The organism is Synechocystis sp. PCC 6714 (assembly GCF_000478825.2).
Classification (GTDB): Bacteria; Cyanobacteriota; Cyanobacteriia; order Cyanobacteriales; family Microcystaceae; genus Synechocystis.
This window is the reverse complement of sequence record NZ_CP007542.1, coordinates 3,430,536-3,450,821: the sequence shown is the minus strand read 5'-3', so window position 1 is coordinate 3,450,821 and position 20,286 is coordinate 3,430,536. Positions and strand designations below refer to the sequence as shown.

The window sequence follows — 20,286 nt, the reverse complement described above, 5'->3', positions numbered from 1 at the left end:
AAAGTCCGACAGAAGGGATATGATTCTGATTGAGTTTCCAGTCCTGTGAGTGCCAATGTCGGAAAATTTTGACCTGAGCTACCGTGAGAAATCACTCCAACAGTTTGAGAGCTATCCCTATCCAGATATTTCCATCGAAGATCCTTTAAATCAAGACATTGGAGAACTGCACAAAAATTGCTTAGCCACCCCCCGTTACCGCCGGGATAAAACGGTGATTAAGGATCAAGAAAATCGGATTTTGTTAGATGTAGCCTGTGGCACAGGGGCGACGACACTGAGAATGGCCTGGGCTAATCCAGGGGCAAAAATTGTCGGCATTGATATGTCACCGGAGTCGGTCAAGATTGCGGAACAGCGCTTGAAACACCATGGCTTTGGTGATGCTGAGTTCCACGTGCTGGCGATCGAAGATTTGGGGCAGTTAGGACAAAAGTTTGACCTGATCAATGCCAGTGATGTTCTCTATCTGCTTCCTAATTTAGCTTTGACCTTAAAGCAGTTGGGCCAGGTGTTGCAACCTGATGGCATCATTCGGGGCAATCTACACAGCTATTATCAAAGATTTAATTATTATCGGGCCCAAACTCTATTTCAAAGAATGGGACTAATGGAGGACAACCCAGAAGAAACTGAGTTGGGGATTGCTAGAGAGTTTTATGCGGCCCTCGGAGATGGAGTTAATTTGAAAGCAACCACTTGGTCTTCTAGCCAGGCAAGAATAGACAGTGATCAGTGGATTTTAATGAATCATCTCTTCCAAAATGATAAGGGCTATACATTACCGGAGCTCTTTGATGCTTTGGCGCAATCGGGCCTGACACTGGTGGACATGGTGGACTGGCAAAAATGGGATTGGCACAAATTATTTAAGGAACCTGATAATCTGCCGGCCTACCTGGCAATGGGCTTGGAAAATGCCGATCGAGAAGAACAGTTATGTTTTTATGAGTTGGTACAACCCGATAAACGCTTACTTGATTTTTGGTGTGGCCATGCCATTGCATCGAACAAAGAATCTAGCAGAAATTGGACGGAAAAATCGCCAGAAAATTTAGTTGTTCATTTGCACCCATGTGTTAAGAACTTTGCACCTTTCCGCCAAGCAATTCTTGACCAAGAGAAACTTATTCCTTTGAACTTGTCCCAGTGTTTTCCTTTTATTGAGCAAAATTCTTGGTTAGATAGAACTTTGCTTACTGCCTTTTATGCACCTTTGTTGAATTCTCCCCAAACCGTTGAAAGTCTAGTGTCTCGATACTTGCAAATCCGTCCTTTTTACCCAGCAGATTTAACTCCTGTTAGACCAGAAGATGCAAAAAATTTGATCATGGGAATGATTGCAGAACAGGAGGAATGGGGATTGATAATGATTGAATCACAAAGTTGAAAAGGTTTAGGATGGGTTTTGACAACGTTCTAAAGTTTATGGTGGAAGCAGATCCCTAAGCGCTTGTGGACTGGCTATTGCCAAACTCCGGGGATAATTCCTGGTATAGTCATTTCAAATAGTTTCGGGACTGCTTAAGTCTTTATTGACAAGCTTTTCGGTGAGTTTGACCGCCTCAATCTTACTAAAAACGACTATAACTGTTGAATACGGAGTTGAAGCTGGAGCCGATTCGGGCGGATACATTACTTTTTCTGCAGGATCGGGGACGCATTCTACATTTAGAGTTCCAAAAAGAGCCCCAGTCCAAACCAGCAATGCCTTTGCGGATGCTGGACTATTGGGTACGGCTCCATCGTCAGTATGGCTCTGGCATTGAGCAGGTGGTGATTTATTTGAAACTAACCCAATCGCCATTGGTATTTGAGGACCGTTTTCAGTTTGAGCGAACCGTGCATTCTTATCGAGTATAGTCAATTCAAATAAGATTGAGATGACTAAAGTCTTTACCAAAGACGCTTTTAGCTTTAGTCGGTGTCTTACTTTCAATTAAATCAACTATAATTCGGCTGTGGGAAGTGGAAGCGTCGTCATTTCTCCATCAGCCGTTTTTGTTATCGTTGACAGTGTTGGCAAAAAGTTCGAAGCCTGAAGGTTTACGGCGAGGCGGGTAGATATAATCGAGGACAGGGCTGAACGCAATAATGTAGCCGCCTGTCTTCGGCTATTGGCTGGTATTAATTTTGAAAAGTCTTTAATTAACCTATACCTTAGGGAGGAAGTCATGCGGGAATCAGTGGCTACCAAAGTATTGTGGCGGAGTCGATGCAGAAAGGTGAACAACAAGGCCTAGAAAGGGGTCTGCAACTAGGACTTCAGCAAGGAGAACAACTAGGAGAGGCAACCCTAATCTTGCTACAGTTGACCCGGCGGTTTGGGATATTACCGCAATTAATAACCCACCAGATTCGGCAATTGGATACTGTCCAGTTAGAAAATTTGGGAGAGGCGCTCTTGGATTTCGACTCCATGGCTGATATTGAAAAGTGGCTAGGAGATATGAAACATGGGTGATGCTCTCTATGGCCAAGATTTTTTTACCTGGACTCAGAAACAGGCCCAGCTTTCATGAACCTGTTCGATGCAGCGACGGCGATCGGTTTCCTGGAATTTACGCTCAGTCTCCATGCTCGGCTTGGGCGACTTGTTTGAATAGATGACTTCGTGGAGAGCGATGGTCATAGTTGCGTTTTTGTGACCTTGGAGGCATTCCCAGTCTACTTTATGGGTCTATGGCAACAATTTTCGGGGAGAGTGATAGATAAATGGGAAGCCATGGGTAGGTTACAGCTAGAAGGGTTCCGACCAGTTATTTTAATTCCCCCTACACAAGGAAGAAGACAATCATGGCTAGTAATTTTAAATTCAAACTGCTCTCCCACTTGACCCAGAAGAAAGAAAACGAAGGTTTTACTTTAATTGAACTTTTGGTTGTTGTAATTATCATCGGTGTGCTGGCGGCTATTGCGCTACCAAACTTGATGAACCAAGTAGGTAAGGCCCGTAACTCCGAAGGACGTAACGGTGTAGGTGCCTTAAACCGTGCTCAACAAGTGTATCGTACTGAAAATCCCACGTTTTCTTCGAGTATCGCTGATCTAGATACAAAGGTTGCTACAGGTGAATTTTTCACCTTTACGAGTGCCGGTAATGCTGATGCAGCAACTAGCCTTGCTACAGCCAGTGATCCAGCGGGACAAAAAACCACTAATCAGACTGGTACTGTGAGCTACGATGACAGTACTGGAGAGTTCACGGTTACAACGGCTTTTCCAAACTAATAGTTGATTCCTTGCTTCCGATGCTATTGTTTGGGTTGTCATCAACAAAACATCGGTTGCTTTTTTTCGCCTGGGGGCAGGGACGGTTACTCGTCTACTTGTTCAAGATCGGGCTGCTCCCGTTAGTCAATCCGTCCCCCCTACAGGTTTTTGGGTAGTCAATCTTTGAATCCCTGCACAAAGTTGGTTCTTGACCAAATTTAAGCTCATGTTTAAAAAACCCAAGGTGAAGCTTGAGAACAAGGGGTTCACCATACTGGAGCTCGTGGTGGTGTTTTTGGTCATTGGCATTCTGTCTGCCATGACTTGGCCAGTTTTGATAAGACAAGTGGCTAAAGCAAAGGAAACTGAAGGCATCAAAATGCTCAGCAACGTGGGTTACTTGCAACAGGCTTATTTTTTTGAGCACCAACAGTTTGCCCCTGATTATAGCTCCCTCGGCGTTAATCCCAATGGCAACTACTTTGACCTTCTTCCCCTTAATACACCGGTTGGAGGTAACTATAGTACCAGTCAGGCTGTTACCAGAAGTGGTGGTCTAGATGCTTCCCGTAACTATTCCCAAGGAGTTTATTACAATAACGGCTCCTATGAAATAATTCTCTGCCAAAGTTCAACCCCTGGGGGAGCCGTATCGGCCCCTTCATCCTCCCTAGGTAGTTGTAGCGGTGGAGTTCAAATTAATTAGTCAATTCTCTCTAAACGCTATACAAAGTATTGCCTTTGGTGTAAGTAAAACGATAAATTAACGGCTGTCGCACATCCTTGCTCTTAGTAAAACCTGAGATACCTAAGCGTTTGCTGTTTGTTATTGCTATGATTTCTATCCAGATCAGATCCTGGCTTTCTTCTATTGTTCCTTGGTTCCTAATAATTTTTGGCTCTGCTGGTATTGTTACAATTCAGAATATGAGTCTTGGGAATGTCCAAAATCGATTATCTGAAGAAGACTATGAAAAACTATCACAGGATGAAGCCATTCAACTAAATTTACTACACCGTTCTCCAAGCATTGGATTTGATAATATTATCGCTGACTGGGTTTATCTGGGCTTTATTCAATATTTCGGTGATACTCCGGTACGAAATCAGACTGGATATGGACTCTTGCCAGAATACTATCAAGTGTTGGTAGATAAAGATCCACTTTTTACCGATGCCCTTTCCAAGCTAGATGTGGCCACGTCTTTGTTTGCTGGACAGCCTCAAGTCAGCGCCCAACTTCTGGGAGAGGCATTGTCCAAAATGCCTAAGAAATTTATCACCAAAATCCAGCCTTATTATCTCTGGCGAGCCAAAGGTAATAATGAATTGCTCTTTTTAGGAAACACCGATGAAGCCAAAGAGTCCTATCGTCAATCCATTGACTGGGCAAAAGCTTATGGTGATGAGGAAGGGCAAAAAATGGTTAGAATTAGTGAAAATTCACTACGGATTTTAGAAGCAAAACCTGATAGTAAAGAAGCCAGGATTGGCGCTTGGGTAGGGGTTTTAGCCAATCGACCTGATGAAAAAACTGTTAAGAGAGTAATCGACGAGATAGAAAAATTAGGAGGCACAGTGAAAATTGAATCAGATGGACGAATTACGGTTTCCCTCCCTAAATAAAGACAAAAAACGTCAGTGAAAGTTTTATAGGTTGTTATTATGACGAGAACATTCCACAACAGCATCTTGGAAGAAATTTTCCAGAGACAAGATACATAGTTGATCATCAAATAGCTTGTGTTTATTAGACTCCATTTTTTCGTTAACTTCTTCTCGCCAAATTGAATCAGTCCCCAATCTAACGGCGATTTCAATATACTGCTCCGCATTAGTGGCAATCGTCTCGGTAACACCAATCATTTTCAACATGCCATAGGAATGACGCGAACGCATAAATTTCCCTGGACAAGTGACTATAGGTAGACCACAGCCAATGGCGTGGCGGGTAGTGAGCCCACCTGACCAGCTCAAACAGTCCAAGAATATATCAGCTAGAGTATTAAGGCGAACAAAATCAAGATTATTTAACCTTGGCAAAAATTTACAGTATTTTTCATAATCCAGAGCATATTGCTCAAACGCAAGTCTGAGCCGTTCTCGAAAACAATCGGTAACAGCTTGACCATGCATAGGATCAAGAAAAACAAATTCAAATTTCTTACTAACTTGTGCAATGGCCGGAAAAATGTAGTCATGTTGAGGTAAGTATTTAAAGAGAGATTGTGAACAGAAATATATTATTTTTTCTTCACTTAGATTAAAATCGAGTCGAGATTTGCCTTCGATAGGAGGATGAACTGGTGGAAGAGAAAAACCAATATTGGGCAGTTTAACCAATTGTTCTGAATAATGTTTATCTCCGTCCTCCGGCTCCATTAAATCACTGGAGAGAAAGTAATCTATAGTAAAACTACCTGAAGTGATGGGATGGGCCCAGGTTGTACACTGAATAGGAGCAAGCCTAAGATTGGTGAAAAGAGTAAAAAATGGATCCATCCCTATTTCTGGATAAATAAGTACATCAAGGTTATCATCCCTGATTTTTTGAGCATATTCATTGAAGGATTTAGATTTTAAAACAATGGGAGTGAAATTATCACTGTATTCCTTGAAATCATCTTTAATGCCAGGAACATCATCATCAGGAGAATCAAGTAAATAATAAGTATTAATCTCAAACTTATTTTTATTAATATATTTTAGCCATCCCAAATAAAGTAGGCCCAAGCCTTGCATACGATAAGAAACGATACCAACTTTTATTTTTCTAATTATGTAAGGTGGAGATATCTCTATGTTGACTGTCCAGTGTGGTAGAGCTTTTTGTAAAACCTGGTAAACATAATTTCCATACATTTTTTGTAATAAAAGATCATTTTTATTTTGATATCCTAAATAAAAATTTGTCTTAGCCAAAAAGCTACGGATGACATCTTGCTGATGAACTGGGTTTTTAAGATCGGTATCCTGAATAAGATTAACAAGAAGTTTTGCAAAACGTTTTCTACATTCCTGTATTTGCTTAGGATTTATGTACAGAACAGGTAAACAACATAAGATAAGACGATTGATAGTAAGTATTCGCTCAGGAAACAATTCAATCATTTTTTGTAGAATTAAAATAGATTCCTCGGTCAAATTAGACATTGCATAGGCATTTGCTAACATTTCATAAAAACGAAAATTTTTAAGCTCGTTATATAGATTATTTTGATAGAATTTTTCAAGATATGGTAAGGCTGTATGAAGAGAGCCGGACTCCCCTGAATAGTAATGTCCATAGCCTAAGTAGTAATTGGCGAGGTCTAAGTTGCCTTGACCTTGATATATTTCCCCTATTTTCATTAATAAATAACCATTATTAGGGAGATTTTTGAGTCCTGTTGATATAGCTTCTATGGCTTCCGTCCATTTTTGAGAGTCAATCAAAATATCCGCTAAACTTAGATAGTAGTTATGGGGAGAAGATGGCTCAAGAATAGATTTTTTGTAATACTTAATAGCCGATTCTATCTTTCCCAGTTTTTCAGAAACCTTTCCCATAAGGTAGAAAACCTTACCATTACATGCATTATTAGATATAGAATTGATTAAGTATTTTTCGGACTCGGCAAACTCTTCTAAATGCCAATGATTAAGTGCTAGTGAATACCAAATAAATGGATCATTTACTCCCAACGCTATGGCTTCTTGGTAAACTTCTGCGGCATGATTATGATGTCCTCGGGTCGTTAGATTATCTGCTAAGGCAATAATTTTTTTTTCCAGTTCGTTTAGCAATTCTGTATTTTGGTATTCTGAACTTAGTGATTGTAATACTTGATAAATATTTTTAGCATTTTCTAAATTTTCATTGGTCAAATTTTCGGAAAACTGTTCTTCCAAAAATGAACGGAGTTGAGCAATATATAAATCAGTCTCTTCTGAGTTTTTATCTAGTAAAAAAGATAACCATATCGCCTCAGCATTTTCTGGCTCTCCTAATAGAATATAAGTCAACACCAAATAAAAGCAAGCCGTTAGGTCATTATAGTTTGTTTCTAGTATTTTCTCTAGATGGGCAATTGCATCTAAATAATTTCTTGAGACTATTAAATTTTTAATTTGAGTAAGTGGATCCATAAACAAAGAAGTGTGACAAACGGGATAATTAAAATTTGAGACCAAATATTTTTTGAATGCCTAATGCTAGTTTAGTAATTTTCATAATATTTACATAGGGAGTCATAAATCTCATGATCATTTTCGTGTATACACAGCACATCATAGTTGCATATTGTTCTATAGCCCTCTCTTTCCCAAACTTTAAATAGGTACCTATTTAATTGCTTAAGATCCTTAATTGAAGAAGTTGATAGTAAATGAAATCCCGGATCATCCCAAACAATAAAATGCGTATAGCCAATTTCAAACAGTTTGTCAAAAACCAAATCTGCTTGGGCCAGGTCATGGGCATTTCTAATTTGATTCTCGAATAATATGCCTGGCTTAACTTGAGAAAACCACTTAACGCTATCCAAAATGATATCAAAGTCAAACCCATCGGTGTCTAGCTTAACAAAACAAACCTTGTTTTTGGTTAAATCACAGAGTCTCTCAGTCTTTATATTAACACCATTTTCTTCTGCTTTAAAATAGGCTGTTCCTCCCCAATGATAAAGATAACCAGACACTTGACTACCGTCAGCAATAAAGATTTTTTTTAAGGTAACATTATTTTTAAATTTTGATGAATTGGCTTCTAATATGTCAAAATAATAGTCACTCGACTCAATCAATAATAATTCATTATTTGAATAGGTGGAAACTATTGCTGCTGTGTCACCAATATTTGCGCCAACATCAATGATCAAACTATCAGGATATTTTTTAGAAAAGAAACCTGCCGAAACCCCTACACATTGATCTCGATAAGGTTGCACAGGAAGCAAGTTAAGCAGCAAATGTTTTTCCGGTGCATCTATTTCGTAATCCCCTATCTTTATTTTTGTAAAGGCTTGATGAAAAAAATCTGTCATATCTTTGGTTGATTTGAATGTAGAAGATAAACAAGAAATCTAAATTTAAATAGGAAATCTGATGATAATTACCTCACTTTTTACTCTAGCTGTTGGAAAAAGCTTTGTATTAACTCTAAATCTTTGCCCTCATTTATGTTTGCCAGAAAACTAAGTTCTTTTTGTATAATTCCATTGAGTCTTTGTGAGAAATAATCTGGATTATTAAAATTTGAATTAATAACTGTATTGATGATAATAGATAGTGCTTCTTCTGGTAGTTCGGATAATATTAGACATAGTATTAAGTAAAAATAGAAATTTTCAGATTCAGGGAAATCATCAACAGCTTGCCGGTAAGTATTAATTGCCATTTCATATTTTTGCTGTTTAAATAGTCTATAACCTTTAATTTGATAAAGCTTTTCAATCCATTCTTGAGCACGGTTCTTCCAAGTATAGTGTTGTCGATAATGTTCAATTTGTTTATTTAGTTGCTGTTCAATATCCTTGAAATTTTCTAATTGAAAATTCTTAATATATTTGATAGTCGCCGTTAAAAAATCTTGTTTATATACTTCTAAATCTGAGTTGAAGGGAACCAACGTTGCAAATCCTGCGGTTGTTTCTGGTAAAGCTCCTAGATCACTAGTAATAACATGACAACCACTAACCATTGCTTCCATAACTGCAATACAGGAAGTTTCAGGAAAAGTGTTGGGGTAGATCAAAATCGACACATTCTTCAGTGCTTGAGCTAATTCTGGTTGGGACAGAGAGCCAACATATTCAACTCCATCTATGGCACTAAGAACTCCATATAAACCGCCAAAATTTTTACCGTCCTGTTCATCAGACATTTGATACACTTTCATACTAGAAAATACTTTTAATTCAGCATTAGGAAATTTCTCTCGTATTTTTGGAAAAATATCAACTAGAAGATTAAGACCTCTAAATGGAGTGCTTGTGTAAGCCAGCGTAATTGGTGTTATTTTTTTCGATAAATCCAAGGGCTCTGAATCAAATAAATATTCAAAGTTATACCCAATTGCATTTCTAAGAATAGTGACTTTCTCTTGTTCTATGCCAAATCTTTCTATAAAATTTCCTGCTTGCCAACTGCTAATACAAAAAAAAGCATCATACGCTTCTCTTTCCTTGTCTTGGACCAGTCTTTGTACAGCCGGCTGATCATGAGCATGATGATTCCAAAAAATAATTACCACGTTGGAACCACAAAGTTGTCTTAAGGTCTCACCATAGTGGGCACTGGCGCAACAAACTATAATATCAATAGCTTGCCAAAACTGATTTGTGACACAACTTATAGGTAAGCAGGCTACACCATAAGTAACAGTGGGAGAGGATATGTTATTAATCAAAAAAACGTCGTGTCCAAGGCGTGTAATTTCATTGGTTAGATAACACAGGGATGATTGAGTTCCACCCAGGGGGGCAGTATAGACAGTGTTAGTAGAATAGTCAAAGGCAATAGGATCAAGAAAGGCTATTTTCATCTTTGGTAAGAATAAGAATTATCTTGATGACATCCAAATATCCTGAGCCAAAGCTTCATCGCCCTTCAGGAGAGCATCAACCCCTTGATACCAATAAGCTCTTAACCCTTCAGCCATAAATCTACATCACCAAATAACACTCTACTAACCTACCCGGAAAAGTCAGATGCAGATCGCCCCTTCAAAAAACTTAGCAATTTTGGTCTTAATTCTAGCCTAACTGACAGCGGGGCTTAACGGCGAGCCTAGGGCAACCAATCTTCATCTAGAATTTGGTCAAGGGTAGCAATGGGAGTTTCTGGAAATGTAGTGAGGGGAAGTTGAGAACGCTTAGCCGCGATCTTGCGCCCATACTGGTAACATTCTTGCCAAATTTCTTGCAAATAAACTTTGAGACTGGGACTATCTGCTAATTCATCCTGGATCAACTGACGAAAATTAATGATCTCAGCCTCCCAATGATTGCGACTTTTCTGCCCCTCACTTTTCCAATAGGACAATTTTAATAAATGTTCAAATAATAATCTCAAAAGACTTTTGAGCTTTTTTTAATCCCGCCGACTCAAATCCTCTACCTCCTCAATTAAATTTTCCCAATCCAGATCATCTAAGTCTTTATTTTGTAGTTTGGCAACGGTTTCTAAAACCCAAAGATTGTAATCGGTCTCATAAAGACTTGTATTGGTTTTGCGGAGTTCAACAACCATGGTGTTTACCTCAGTGTTTAGTTATAAGTCTTATTTTAACTGACGCTCAATCAATGGTACTGTTATCTCCCCCACTGACTTACCAGGCGATCGCCTTTGGGGAGAATCAAAGCAGGTCTAACGGATAAAAACCCCAATGGCATTGCTCACCCGGGCCGCCGTCACTGGCGATCTATCCAACAACTGACCCCCCAGAGCTAGGGAAGTGGAACTGCCCCCATCCAGGTTTAACGCATTGACCGCCCCCAACTGTTGCAAAATTTGGGCAAATTCCCCCAAGCTAGCCCCGGCTCCCCCCACCCGGTTATGGCTAGCTACCAGGATAATGTTGCCGTTTCTGTCCACGGCGATCGCACTGCGGGAAGCCCTTTGCTGCTGAAAGGCACTGGAAAAACCTTCTCCTTCTGCGTTGAGGACAATGCGGCCTTGGTCAATCAATAATGGCCCTGCTCCTATGCCGTTGGGGAAAGCGTTGAAAGCTTCTGGCACCGATCGCCCGTTGACGTTAACGGTGGTCCCCACGGCTAGAACCCCGGCGGGAATTTGGCTGCCCCGGTCAATGATCAAGTAACCATCGTTGGGAATGGACATTTGCTGTTGGCCCGCTTTGGGCAGAGGATATTGGGCGGTGATTTGATCGCTTTGTACTACATAAACCCGTTCGTTGTCACTGAGGGGAACATAGGTGGGGCCCCAGGCGGGGGTATAGCGGGCAATGCCCCGTTGCACGTAACCACTGTTGAGATAATTGGCGGTTAACCGTTGCCCCGACCCAGTGGTGATAATTTCCGACAAAGATAGGCGGCCAAAGGTGGTTTGTCCTTGGTTGTTCCAGGCAATCGCCCCCCGATTCAAAATGGGCCCCGATAACCAGTTTTGCTGACTCCACACCGCCCCCAGAGGCAGTTGATTATTGCGATTAAAGAAGCCTGCATTGATGGCCACGGCGGCCTGTTGCTCCCTGGCAATGGTCACTAACGGAGCCGTGCCCTGGGCCATGGTGGAATTTGCCATTAGGGGCCGTAGGGAAATGCCTGGCGATCGGGGGTTTACCGTAACAGTGGTGACGGGAAATTGTCCCCCGGTAATGTTGACAAAGCGCTGTTGCCAAGTAATTCCCTCTGCCCAGTTGATCGTTTTTGCGGGAGGAGCGTCAACCCGGGCATCGATCACCAGCCGAAAAGGGGAAGTGAGGGTACTAACTTGGAGCTTGTAACCCACCGGCAACCGAAAATGGATTTTAGTGCTGGAGCCTAGCCTTTCGAGACGATAACGAATTTGTTGGCCGCCGCTGGTTTTACCGCCCAAATCGTCCTGGTCAATGGCTTGCACACCGGAGCTACTGCCATTGCCTTGGCCACCGATGGTACTGCCGGCGTTGATGGTGACCACCGCTTCCTCCTTAGCTTGGCTCACTTGCCAAAAGGCCGGTTGGCTCAGCTCCAACACCACCCTTTCTCCCCAGGGTTGCCGACCGTCCCGCACTGTCAAAATTCGGGCGTTGGTATTGGGCATCACTAAGGTATTGCCTTGGGCTTGCGCTGTACCCAATCTTTGCAATAGGGGCGTTACATCCAAATAACGGTTAGGGGCTACAAAACGGGCATTTAAATTCTGGCGATCGCCGCTGAACCATTGCACCGGTTGTTGGCTAGGGCTGGTGTTATTAAGCAAATCTAACCCCAACACCTGCATTGCTCCGGTGTCCCCCAGGCCGGTGTGGGTTTGGTTCCCCTCCTGCCATTGCCCCCAGGGCACAGGATAGGATTTACCGTCAATGCTAATTTGATTGCCCTGTTGGATAAAACCCGTGGGGGATTGGGCTACCGCAGGACTTGCCAGAAAAAGTTTTAGCCCCAGCATTACCGCCAGGGTGATGGAAAATAACCGTGAAAAATCTAACCAATTTCTATTCCAATTAACCATCTTGAGCAAATCCCCTGGGGCCATGAAGCCATTTTGCCATCAATGCACAGTACAACCTATGGTTTTGATTTTCTTTTCCCCACTTTGGCGCAGGAAAAAGGTAACTGGATCAGCAAACTGCATTTTAGGCCAAACTCCATTGGCGATCGCCGGGGGCTGGGCCAGATTGGCTAAGTAAACAACAATGGGCCTAGGATCAGAGAAAATATTGCCTTGATTTGCTGAGATTTGAACCTATGCTTGCCCGTCAACAACCCCGCCGTGTGGCCCGTGAACTGTCCCTGTTGAGCCTGAGCCAATTGAGCCGCAAGGACACCAAGCTCGAAACCTTGGAGCAAGCGGATTTGGAAGCATTACTGTTGGCCGCCACCCGTACCCTGAGTGGGGAAGCCCATGAAATTTTGGAAACCGCCGCTGCTGAATTGAACCGCAGTCACGATCGCCTATTGAATAGTGAAACCAGAGCAGGCAATGTCAAAAGTGCTAAAGCCATTTTGGAAGAGGCCATCACCCTGACGGAAACCGCCATCAACCGCATTGCCCTAGCAGTGGATCTGCCAGAAATGTTGCAATTAGCCGGGCAGATGGAAGTACGGAAATTTGCGCTGGAATTGATTAGCACCGTCTGTCGTCGCCGTCAGCAGATTGATGAGCAACTGCAAAGGGCAATGGTAGACTGGCAACTGTCTCGCTTGGCCAAAATCGACCAAGACATACTGCGCTTGGCGATCGCCGAATTGGATTACCTAGGGGTGCCCCAAAAGGTGGTCATTAACGAAGCGGTGGAATTGGCTAAGCGTTACTCTGGCCAGGATGGTCACCGTTTTATTAATGGGGTACTACGGCGGGTGGTTGAACAAAAGGTGGACCCCGACACTGTCCCCAGTGGTGAACCCCGTTAATTATTTGTTATTTTTTTTGTGACTGCCCTCCGGGTGCTCAACCCTTTTTTCCCTGACCATAACTATGGCGATCGCCCCTTCAAAACCATGACAGAAGCCCAAGCCTCCCCTGCCAAAGCCCCCACTGAAAAAAAAGCCAAACCCCCGGCGCTCGAAGAAAAACCCTTCACTGAATTTATTAACCAGGATTTTCTCCCCGCCCTAGAAACCGCCCTGGGCAAAATTGGTCTGGGGAAAGTAGCTTTGGAGTTCAGCCAAAAACCCCTCGCCATCCCCGGCGCGGACAACCAAGTCTACTGGCAAGTACAGGGCACCTGGCCTGGCGATCGCCAAGACTCGAAGCAATTTAACCTCTATTTCTTCGAAGAGAACATTAAAGGGGCCAAGGGTTTTTCCTACAGCGTTGATAACCGTCCCCCCAGCACCCTGGAATCCTTCATGATTGACGAGCGCAAAGTTACCTTAGATCTGATGGTGCTCTACACCCTGCAGCGGTTAAACGGCCAAAAATGGCTAGGGGGTAACTAAACCCAGATAAACTCCCAGTGCCCCGGCAAAACTAACTCCCCAGCTCCATGATTAGGTATCCCCCGCTCCTTGCTGACATTAACATCCAGAGTCTGCCCACCGAGCCGGAGCTAATTCTCGACAACCTAGCCATCACCACCCTAGTGGAGAATCTGATCGTTCTTCTGTTGGTGGCCACCCTGGTGGCCCTGGTGGCCCGTTGGCTCAAAATCCCCTACGTAATCGGATTAGTATTAGCGGGTTTAGCCATTCCCCGGGGCCTATCCGTGGGTTTGAATCCCGAACTAATCCTCAACCTGTTTTTGCCCATTCTCATTTTTGAAGCGGCGATCAACACCGATATCAGCCGGCTACGTAGTACCATTAAACCCATTACCCTCCTGGCCGGCCCAGGGGTGGTACTGTCTGCGGCGATCACCGCTGTCCTGTTAAAAATTGGTTTGGGTTTAGCCTGGATTACCGCCGCCGGCGTCAGTGTTATTCTCACCATCACCGACACCGTTTCCGTCATTGCCGCCTTTCGGACAGTGCCTGTACCCCGCCGTCTAGCCACCATTGTGGAAGGGGAAAGTTTGCTCAATGACGGGGTGGCTATGGTTTTGCTCAGCGTCATCACCACCATTCATATCCAAGGGAGTTTTAGTGCTGGGGACGGCATCAAACAAATTTTCATTGCCTTTGTGGGGGGCACTTTAGTTGGTTTAGGGCTGGGCTATTTATGTGTTGGCCTATTTCGCCAGTTGGACGATGACCTCAGCGATATTCTCCTGACGGTATCTGTGTCCCTGGGCACCTTCCAAATTGGTCAAATGTTGGGGGTCTCCAGTGCGATCGCCGTAGTGGTAGCCGGCCTAGTGATTGGTAATTTAGCGTTAAAACAAACCTCTGCTTCCATCAAAGTTACCCTGTTGAGTTTCTGGGAATACGCAGGTTTTGGCGTTAACACTCTCATTTTCCTTTTAGTAGGCATTGAGGTATACCCCCGCATTCTCCTGGCCACCATCCCTGCCGCCCTCATTGCCATTGTTGCCTATCAAATCGGCCGTGTTTTTTCCATTTATCCCCTGCTTTATCTGCTCCGCTTCTTCGATCGCCCTTTGCCCCTCCGCTGGCAACATGTTTTGATCGCCGGCAATGTCAAAGGTTCCCTCTCCATGGCCCTGGCCTTGGCATTGCCCCTCACTCTCCCGGGACGAGACCAGGTGATCACATTAGTATTTAGCACCGTCATGGTTTCCCTCATTGGCCAAGGTCTCAGCTTGCCCTGGCTGGTGAAAAAACTGCAATTGAGTAAACCTTCTCCCCTCAGCAAAAAAATTGCCACCCTCCAACTCAATTTAGTCACAGCTAAGGCAGCCCAGGCGGAGTTGAAATATCTGCTAGAAGCCGGTAGCTTACCCAAGTTTTTGTACGAAGAATTATTTGCCGACTACCAAGCTCGCATCGCCAATTCAGAAGAAGAATTAAGGGATTTTTATAACCAAAGAAATCTAATTTTTTCCCAAGGGGAAGTAGAAAAAGAGTATGTCGATGGGCTATATCGTCGCCTTTACCTAGCAGAAAAAAGTGCCATCAGCAATGCTTTGAGCAAGGGCCTCCTACCCGATGACACCAGTGATGAATACCTACAAGTGTTAAACGAAAAGCTCTTGGCTCTGAAGGACGACTAATGGCTCCAATGATAGAGATCCTGGCAATATTAATACCTTAGCCACTGATGTATAGTGGAAAAAGGTAAGTGCTATGGGAGGTGGATTTTAATGAACTTTTTAATGATTTTTCAAAATTTTCTCGCTCAAAAGTTCTGTCAATGGCTTCCATCCTCCGGAGCCAGCACTACCAGAAATCGAACAGTTATCCGGTGGCAACCCCTAGTCCAGGCTTGTTTCGTGGTTTCAGCTTTTGGCTTAGCCATTTTTGCCCTGGCGGGTCCCAGTGGGGCCCTGGACTATAACCGAGGCAACCTAGTGGGGGCAGATTTTTCCCATCAGGACCTCCATGGTTCAATTTTTGACCACTCCAATCTACGGGGGGCAGATTTCACCGGCGCCAATATCCAAGGGGCACGGTTTTTTTCCGCCAATATGGACGGAGCCATTCTGGAGGGGGCCGATGCCCGGAGCGCAGATTTTGAGTCCGCCCGCCTCACCCACGCCAACCTCCGCAACGCCCGGCTAGAGGGTTCTTTTGGTACCAATACCAAGTTCGGTGAAGTGGACATTGAAGGGGCTGATTTGACGGACATTATCCTGCGACCCGATACGGAGGAATACCTTTGTGAGCGAGCTAAGGGTACTAATCCGGTGACGGGACGGCAAACCAAAGATACTCTTTTTTGTCCCTGACCTAGCCCCGACATTGATTGGGAGCAAGCTGGTGCAGAGTTGCTCCATTAGCTCCGCAAAGACTCCAGTGGGAATTAATTCCAGTCAAAATTGTTGAATTAGCAAAAATGATTCAGCATTAGGGAAGGCAAGCCCTCAAGGGATTGTTGTTGTTGCTTTTTTGAAGGTTTTTCCATGCTCGAACAGGATGTTGTCATCGTTGGTGGAGGTTTAGCTGGTTGTCGGGCCGCCCTAGAAATTAAGCGTCTGGCCCCCGATACCAAAGTGGCGATCGTGGCCAAAACCCATCCCATCCGTTCCCATTCCGTGGCGGCCCAGGGAGGCATTGCAGCGAGCTTAAAAAACGTTGACGCAGAGGATTCCTGGGAAGCCCATGCCTTTGATACGGTTAAGGGTTCTGACTACCTAGCGGATCAGGATGCGGTGGAAATTCTCACTAAAGAAGCGCCGGAAGTCATCATTGAGCTAGAACATTTGGGAGTACTTTTTTCCCGTTTACCGGATGGTAAAATCGCCCAGCGAGCCTTTGGGGGCCATTCCCACAACCGTACTTGCTATGCCGCCGATAAAACCGGCCATGCTATTTTGCACGAACTGGTGAATAATCTCCGTCGCAATAAGGTGGAAATTTACGATGAGTGGTACGTGATGAAACTCATCTACGAAGATGGCCAGGCGAAAGGCTTAGTAATGTATGAAATTGCCACCGGTCGCATCGAAGTTATCCGGGCCAGGGCGGTGATGGTGGCCACGGGGGGTTACGGCCGGGTTTATAACACCACTTCCAATGACTATGCTTCCACAGGGGATGGTTTGGCCATGGCGGCGATCGCCGGAATTCCCTTGGAAGACATGGAGTTTGTCCAGTTTCATCCCACGGGACTATATCCGGTGGGGGTACTAATTTCTGAGGCTGTGCGGGGAGAAGGAGCATATTTGATTAACAGTGAAGGGCGCAGGTTTATGGAAGACTATGCCCCCAGTCGCATGGAGTTGGCCCCCAGGGACATCACTTCCCGGGCCATTACCCTGGAAATTCGGGCAGGGCGAGGGGTTAATGCTGATGGTAGTGCTGGAGGTCCCTATGTGTATTTGGATTTGCGCCACATGGGTCGGGAAAAAATCATGAGCCGTATTCCCTTCTGTTGGGAGGAAGCTCACCGTTTAGTGGGCATTGATGCGGTGGAACAACCAATGCCGGTGCGGCCCACAGTCCATTACTGTATGGGGGGTATTCCGGTAAACACCGATGGTCGGGTCAGAAAAAATGCCAACGAGTTAACAGAAGGATTTTTTGCAGCGGGGGAATGTGCTTGTGTTTCCGTCCATGGGGGCAATCGGTTGGGCAGTAACTCCCTGTTGGAATGCGTGGTCTATGGTCGTCGCACCGGTCGTAGCATTGCCGAATATATCCAAGGGCGATCGCTCCCGGCCATTGATGAAACAGTTTATAAAACCGAGGCCCAAAACCGCATTGATCAACTCCTCAATCAACAGGGCACAGTGCGGATTAGTGCCCTACGTCAGGCTTTTCAAGATTGTATGACTAGCCATTGCGGGGTGTTCCGCTCTGAATCGGTCATGGCGGAGGGTTTGGAACAGGTACAAAATCTCAAAGCTCAATACGGGCAAATATTTCTGGATGATAAACAACCGGAATGGAATACGGAAATTATTGAAGCCCTAGAACTGCAAAGCATTATGGCAGTGGGGGAATTGATCCTAACTTCTGCGATCCAACGACAAGAAAGCCGGGGTTCCCATGCCCGGGAAGATTTTCCCAGTCGGGATGACGAACAATTTTTGCGCCATACTTTGGCCAGTTTTGAAGGAGAACAGATCAAGGTGGAATATATGCCTGTGGTGATTAATCGTTTTGAGCCAAAGGAGCGTAAATATTAACTGAGTTTAGGTTCAAACAAAAGTACGAAGTGATTCTTCCATAGCCTATGCTTTGGCAAGTATTTTGCGGTCGCGGTAGAATGCCTTTGTCAATTAATCCCTAAGGGCGAAATTCCAGACCCATTTTTGCAATGAGTGACCCTATTACTTGGACTGCTGAAGCGACAGAGCGTTTAAAGGAAATTCCTTTTTTCGTTCGTCCTGCTGCCCGCAAGAAAATAGAAAATTTTGCCAGGGAAGCGGGCATAACGGAGATAACCGAAACTGTTTACGAACAAGCTAAACAAAAGTTCAATTAGCCTTGCCCCGCTGGCAGGTTAATCTGAATAGCGTCAATTTAGGTTCCAACCATGGCAGAAGATACCATTTTCGGTAAAATTATCCGTCGGGAAATTCCAGCGGCGATCGTCTATGAGGATGATCTTTGCTTAGCCTTTAAGGACGTTAATCCCCAAGCGCCAGTCCATGTGCTTTTAATTCCCAAAAAGCCTTTACCCCAATTGTCGGATGCAACCCCGGAAGACCATGCCCTACTGGGCCATCTTTTGCTCAAAGCCAAAGAAGTGGCGGCGGATTTAGGCATTGGCGATCGGTTTCGTTTGGTCATCAACAACGGGGCGGAAGTGGGGCAAACGGTGTTCCATCTTCATCTCCATATCCTTGGCGATCGCCCTTTTAGTTGGCCTCCGGGTTGAAGGGTTATGATGGGAAAATAAATCCACTTAACAATTCTTAACAAGATGCAGTCCGTTTCGCCCCAGATCACCGCACCGACAGGGAATTATTGGCACTGGCAAGGGCATGAGATCTACTATGTCCGGGCCGGAAAACCCCAGCCGGATCGGCCTTCTTTGCTCTTGGTCCATGGTTTTGGTGCTTCCACCGACCATTGGCGTAAAAACATGGAAGGACTCCAAGACCAGTTCCAGGTCTGGGCCATTGATCTGTTGGGTTTCGGGCGATCAGCCAAGCCGGCCTTGGAATATAGCGGTCAACTTTGGCAACAACAACTGCTAGATTTTATTGATCAAGTGATTGGGGAAAAAACTGTGCTGGCGGGCAATTCCCTGGGGGGCTACGCTTCTTTGTGTGCGGCGGCCAACGGTGGAGAAAAAATTGCCGGGGTAGTCTTGCTCAACAGTGCGGGGCCGTTTGGGGATCAGATCAGTGAGCGTAGTATTAATTTGGTACAAAAAATAATTCAAAGTTTGATGCTCCAGCCTCTGCCCAGTTATCTATTGTTTCAATATTTACGCCGCAAACCCACCATTCGCAAAACCCTGAAAAAAGTTTATGTGGACCAAACAGCGGTGACCGATCGCCTGGTGGAAGAAATTTATCGTCCCTCCTGTGATGCGGGGGCGGCCCAGGTGTTTGCTTCGGTATTTAAATCTCCCCAGGGGGAAATGGTGGATAAACTACTGGCTAAATTAAATGCTCCCCTGCTGGCCATTTGGGGGGAGGGGGATCCCTGGATGCGGGTGAAAGAAAGAAGTATCAAATTTCGTCAACATTACCCCCAACTGACGGAACACTTTTTGCCAGCGGGCCACTGTCCCCATGATGAAGATCCGTCCACTGTCAACCAATTGATGCGGGATTGGTTAGCTACCATTGGTTAATCCCTATTCCTGGGGGAATCCCCATCGTTTGCCATGACCCCATTGACTTTTCCGAATACAAGTCAAGCAAAAGTCCAATCTATTCTGCGGGCGTTGTTAACCATTGGCTTTAGTGTCGGACTGACAATGGGGACGGTGGGGTGTAGTCCCAGTTACTCCCGATCGCCGGTGGTAGAAACCTTACCGTTAACGGCCCAGGTAACCATTGGTGCAGAAACCATTTTGCTAGAAGTGGCCAAAACCCCCCTAGAACAGGCCCAAGGTTTAATGTTCCGCACTGAACTCCGTGGCGATCGGGGTATGCTATTTGTTTTTCCGGAGCCAAGAATTGCCCGCTTTTGGATGAAAAACACCCTCATTCCCCTGGATATGATTTTTCTTCGGGATGGGCAGATTAAATATGTTATCGCCAATGTGCCTCCCTGTAAGGCGGATCCCTGTCCAAACTATGGCCCCATCAGCCAAGAGGTGAACCAGGTGTTAGAGTTGGGGGCCGGGCGAGCAGAGGAGTTGGGCTTGGAAATTGATCAAGTGTTGGAATTTCTGCCTTTGTCGGTGAAAATTCCCGCCGAGTAGTCCCAATGGCTTATGTGTTGTTGCTAATTATTTTGCCTAATC

General features: G+C 44.7%; 20 protein-coding genes and 2 pseudogenes. 17 read left to right on the top strand and 5 right to left on the bottom strand.

Annotated features, from left to right (window positions below):
* The first annotated feature begins 55 nt into the window (after nt 1–55).
* The 7 genes and pseudogenes from D082_RS15745 (at nt 56) to D082_RS15720 (ending at nt 4,839) form a co-directional block, all read left to right on the top strand.
* The gene (locus D082_RS15745) at nt 56–1,390 is read left to right on the top strand and encodes a class I SAM-dependent methyltransferase (RefSeq protein ID WP_028947487.1); all 1,335 of its coding nucleotides are present in this window, start codon (nt 56–58) and stop codon (nt 1,388–1,390) included.
* A gap of 203 nt (nt 1,391–1,593) precedes the next feature.
* Nucleotides 1,594–1,863: a hypothetical protein gene (locus tag D082_RS15740; RefSeq protein ID WP_028947486.1), complete on the top strand. Its 270-nt coding sequence runs from the start codon at nt 1,594–1,596 to the stop codon at nt 1,861–1,863.
* A gap of 352 nt (nt 1,864–2,215) precedes the next feature.
* Nucleotides 2,216–2,464, top strand: a complete 249-nt coding sequence (locus tag D082_RS19160) for a DUF4351 domain-containing protein (RefSeq protein WP_238546762.1) — start codon at nt 2,216–2,218, stop codon at nt 2,462–2,464.
* A 332-nt stretch (nt 2,465–2,796) separates the two neighbouring features.
* A complete protein-coding gene (locus D082_RS15730) occupies nt 2,797–3,231 on the top strand; it encodes a type IV pilin protein (protein WP_051738900.1) in 435 nt (144 codons plus the stop codon).
* A 208-nt stretch (nt 3,232–3,439) separates the two neighbouring features.
* A pseudogene (locus tag D082_RS19475) lies at nt 3,440–3,532 on the top strand (prepilin-type N-terminal cleavage/methylation domain-containing protein); the annotation flags it as partial.
* Nucleotides 3,533–3,919 (top strand): type IV pilin-like G/H family protein, encoded by a 387-nt coding sequence (locus tag D082_RS15725; protein ID WP_238546761.1) that lies wholly within the window; start codon nt 3,533–3,535, stop codon nt 3,917–3,919.
* 128 nt (nt 3,920–4,047) lie between these two features.
* Nucleotides 4,048–4,839, top strand: a complete 792-nt coding sequence (locus tag D082_RS15720) for a hypothetical protein (protein ID WP_028947484.1) — start codon at nt 4,048–4,050, stop codon at nt 4,837–4,839.
* A gap of 24 nt (nt 4,840–4,863) precedes the next feature.
* Here the strand turns inward: D082_RS15720 and D082_RS17435 are convergent, their stop codons facing one another.
* The 5 genes and pseudogenes from D082_RS17435 to D082_RS15695 all read right to left on the bottom strand — a co-directional run bounded on the left by D082_RS17435 (nt 4,864) and on the right by D082_RS15695 (nt 12,369).
* Nucleotides 4,864–7,341: a tetratricopeptide repeat protein gene (locus D082_RS17435; RefSeq protein WP_051738898.1), complete on the bottom strand. Its 2,478-nt coding sequence runs from the start codon at nt 7,339–7,341 to the stop codon at nt 4,864–4,866.
* Between the two features lie 71 nt (nt 7,342–7,412).
* Entirely contained in the window at nt 7,413–8,237 is an 825-nt protein-coding gene (locus D082_RS15710) for an FkbM family methyltransferase (RefSeq protein ID WP_028946311.1), read from the bottom strand.
* 80 nt (nt 8,238–8,317) lie between these two features.
* Nucleotides 8,318–9,736: a glycosyltransferase gene (locus D082_RS15705; RefSeq protein ID WP_028946312.1), complete on the bottom strand. Its 1,419-nt coding sequence runs from the start codon at nt 9,734–9,736 to the stop codon at nt 8,318–8,320.
* Nucleotides 9,737–9,981: 245 nt separating this feature from the next.
* Nucleotides 9,982–10,443, bottom strand: a pseudogene (locus tag D082_RS15700) (DUF29 domain-containing protein).
* Between the two features lie 117 nt (nt 10,444–10,560).
* Nucleotides 10,561–12,369, bottom strand: a complete 1,809-nt coding sequence (locus tag D082_RS15695) for a phosphodiester glycosidase family protein (protein WP_238546760.1) — start codon at nt 12,367–12,369, stop codon at nt 10,561–10,563.
* Between the two features lie 42 nt (nt 12,370–12,411).
* On the opposite strand from D082_RS15695, the gene D082_RS19345 reads away from it, so the two are divergent.
* From D082_RS19345 to D082_RS15650, 10 genes are all read left to right on the top strand, one after another.
* On the top strand, nt 12,412–12,543 hold the full coding sequence (locus tag D082_RS19345; RefSeq protein ID WP_255356933.1) for a hypothetical protein: 132 nt from the start codon (nt 12,412–12,414) through the stop codon (nt 12,541–12,543).
* Nucleotides 12,544–12,605: 62 nt separating this feature from the next.
* A complete protein-coding gene (gene nusB, locus D082_RS15690; RefSeq protein ID WP_028946314.1) occupies nt 12,606–13,271 on the top strand; it encodes a transcription antitermination factor NusB in 666 nt (221 codons plus the stop codon).
* 18 nt (nt 13,272–13,289) lie between these two features.
* On the top strand, nt 13,290–13,799 hold the full coding sequence (locus D082_RS15685; RefSeq protein WP_238546759.1) for a DUF2996 domain-containing protein: 510 nt from the start codon (nt 13,290–13,292) through the stop codon (nt 13,797–13,799).
* A gap of 47 nt (nt 13,800–13,846) precedes the next feature.
* Nucleotides 13,847–15,469: a sodium:proton antiporter gene (locus D082_RS15680; RefSeq protein ID WP_028946316.1), complete on the top strand. Its 1,623-nt coding sequence runs from the start codon at nt 13,847–13,849 to the stop codon at nt 15,467–15,469.
* A 90-nt stretch (nt 15,470–15,559) separates the two neighbouring features.
* Complete coding sequence (locus D082_RS15675; RefSeq protein ID WP_144428754.1) at nt 15,560–16,144, top strand: pentapeptide repeat-containing protein; 585 nt, start codon at nt 15,560–15,562, stop codon at nt 16,142–16,144.
* A gap of 174 nt (nt 16,145–16,318) precedes the next feature.
* Nucleotides 16,319–18,046, top strand: coding sequence for a succinate dehydrogenase/fumarate reductase flavoprotein subunit (locus D082_RS15670; protein ID WP_028946318.1), 1,728 nt, complete (start codon nt 16,319–16,321; stop codon nt 18,044–18,046).
* Between the two features lie 131 nt (nt 18,047–18,177).
* On the top strand, nt 18,178–18,345 hold the full coding sequence (locus D082_RS15665) for a PCP reductase family protein (protein WP_028946319.1): 168 nt from the start codon (nt 18,178–18,180) through the stop codon (nt 18,343–18,345).
* 51 nt (nt 18,346–18,396) lie between these two features.
* Nucleotides 18,397–18,741: a histidine triad nucleotide-binding protein gene (locus D082_RS15660; RefSeq protein WP_028946320.1), complete on the top strand. Its 345-nt coding sequence runs from the start codon at nt 18,397–18,399 to the stop codon at nt 18,739–18,741.
* A 45-nt stretch (nt 18,742–18,786) separates the two neighbouring features.
* Complete coding sequence (locus tag D082_RS15655) at nt 18,787–19,668, top strand: alpha/beta fold hydrolase (RefSeq protein ID WP_028946321.1); 882 nt, start codon at nt 18,787–18,789, stop codon at nt 19,666–19,668.
* Nucleotides 19,669–19,701: 33 nt separating this feature from the next.
* Nucleotides 19,702–20,244, top strand: coding sequence for a DUF192 domain-containing protein (locus tag D082_RS15650; protein WP_028946322.1), 543 nt, complete (start codon nt 19,702–19,704; stop codon nt 20,242–20,244).
* Nucleotides 20,245–20,286: the final 42 nt, after the last annotated feature.

Coding starts and splice junctions, on each gene's coding strand:
- D082_RS15745 (WP_028947487.1), top strand. CDS start 56: ATGTCGGAAAATTTTGACCTGAGCTACCGTGAGAAATCACTCCAACAG.
- D082_RS19160 (WP_238546762.1), top strand. CDS start 2,216: ATGCAGAAAGGTGAACAACAAGGCCTAGAAAGGGGTCTGCAACTAGGA.
- D082_RS15730 (WP_051738900.1), top strand. CDS start 2,797: ATGGCTAGTAATTTTAAATTCAAACTGCTCTCCCACTTGACCCAGAAG.
- D082_RS15725 (WP_238546761.1), top strand. CDS start 3,533: ATGACTTGGCCAGTTTTGATAAGACAAGTGGCTAAAGCAAAGGAAACT.
- D082_RS15720 (WP_028947484.1), top strand. CDS start 4,048: ATGATTTCTATCCAGATCAGATCCTGGCTTTCTTCTATTGTTCCTTGG.
- D082_RS17435 (WP_051738898.1), bottom strand. CDS start 7,341: ATGGATCCACTTACTCAAATTAAAAATTTAATAGTCTCAAGAAATTAT.
- D082_RS15710 (WP_028946311.1), bottom strand. CDS start 8,237: ATGACAGATTTTTTTCATCAAGCCTTTACAAAAATAAAGATAGGGGAT.
- D082_RS15705 (WP_028946312.1), bottom strand. CDS start 9,736: ATGAAAATAGCCTTTCTTGATCCTATTGCCTTTGACTATTCTACTAAC.
- D082_RS15695 (WP_238546760.1), bottom strand. CDS start 12,369: ATGGTTAATTGGAATAGAAATTGGTTAGATTTTTCACGGTTATTTTCC.
- D082_RS19345 (WP_255356933.1), top strand. CDS start 12,412: ATGCACAGTACAACCTATGGTTTTGATTTTCTTTTCCCCACTTTGGCG.
- nusB (WP_028946314.1), top strand. CDS start 12,606: ATGCTTGCCCGTCAACAACCCCGCCGTGTGGCCCGTGAACTGTCCCTG.
- D082_RS15680 (WP_028946316.1), top strand. CDS start 13,847: ATGATTAGGTATCCCCCGCTCCTTGCTGACATTAACATCCAGAGTCTG.
- D082_RS15675 (WP_144428754.1), top strand. CDS start 15,560: ATGAACTTTTTAATGATTTTTCAAAATTTTCTCGCTCAAAAGTTCTGT.
- D082_RS15670 (WP_028946318.1), top strand. CDS start 16,319: ATGCTCGAACAGGATGTTGTCATCGTTGGTGGAGGTTTAGCTGGTTGT.
- D082_RS15665 (WP_028946319.1), top strand. CDS start 18,178: ATGAGTGACCCTATTACTTGGACTGCTGAAGCGACAGAGCGTTTAAAG.
- D082_RS15660 (WP_028946320.1), top strand. CDS start 18,397: ATGGCAGAAGATACCATTTTCGGTAAAATTATCCGTCGGGAAATTCCA.
- D082_RS15655 (WP_028946321.1), top strand. CDS start 18,787: ATGCAGTCCGTTTCGCCCCAGATCACCGCACCGACAGGGAATTATTGG.
- D082_RS15650 (WP_028946322.1), top strand. CDS start 19,702: ATGACCCCATTGACTTTTCCGAATACAAGTCAAGCAAAAGTCCAATCT.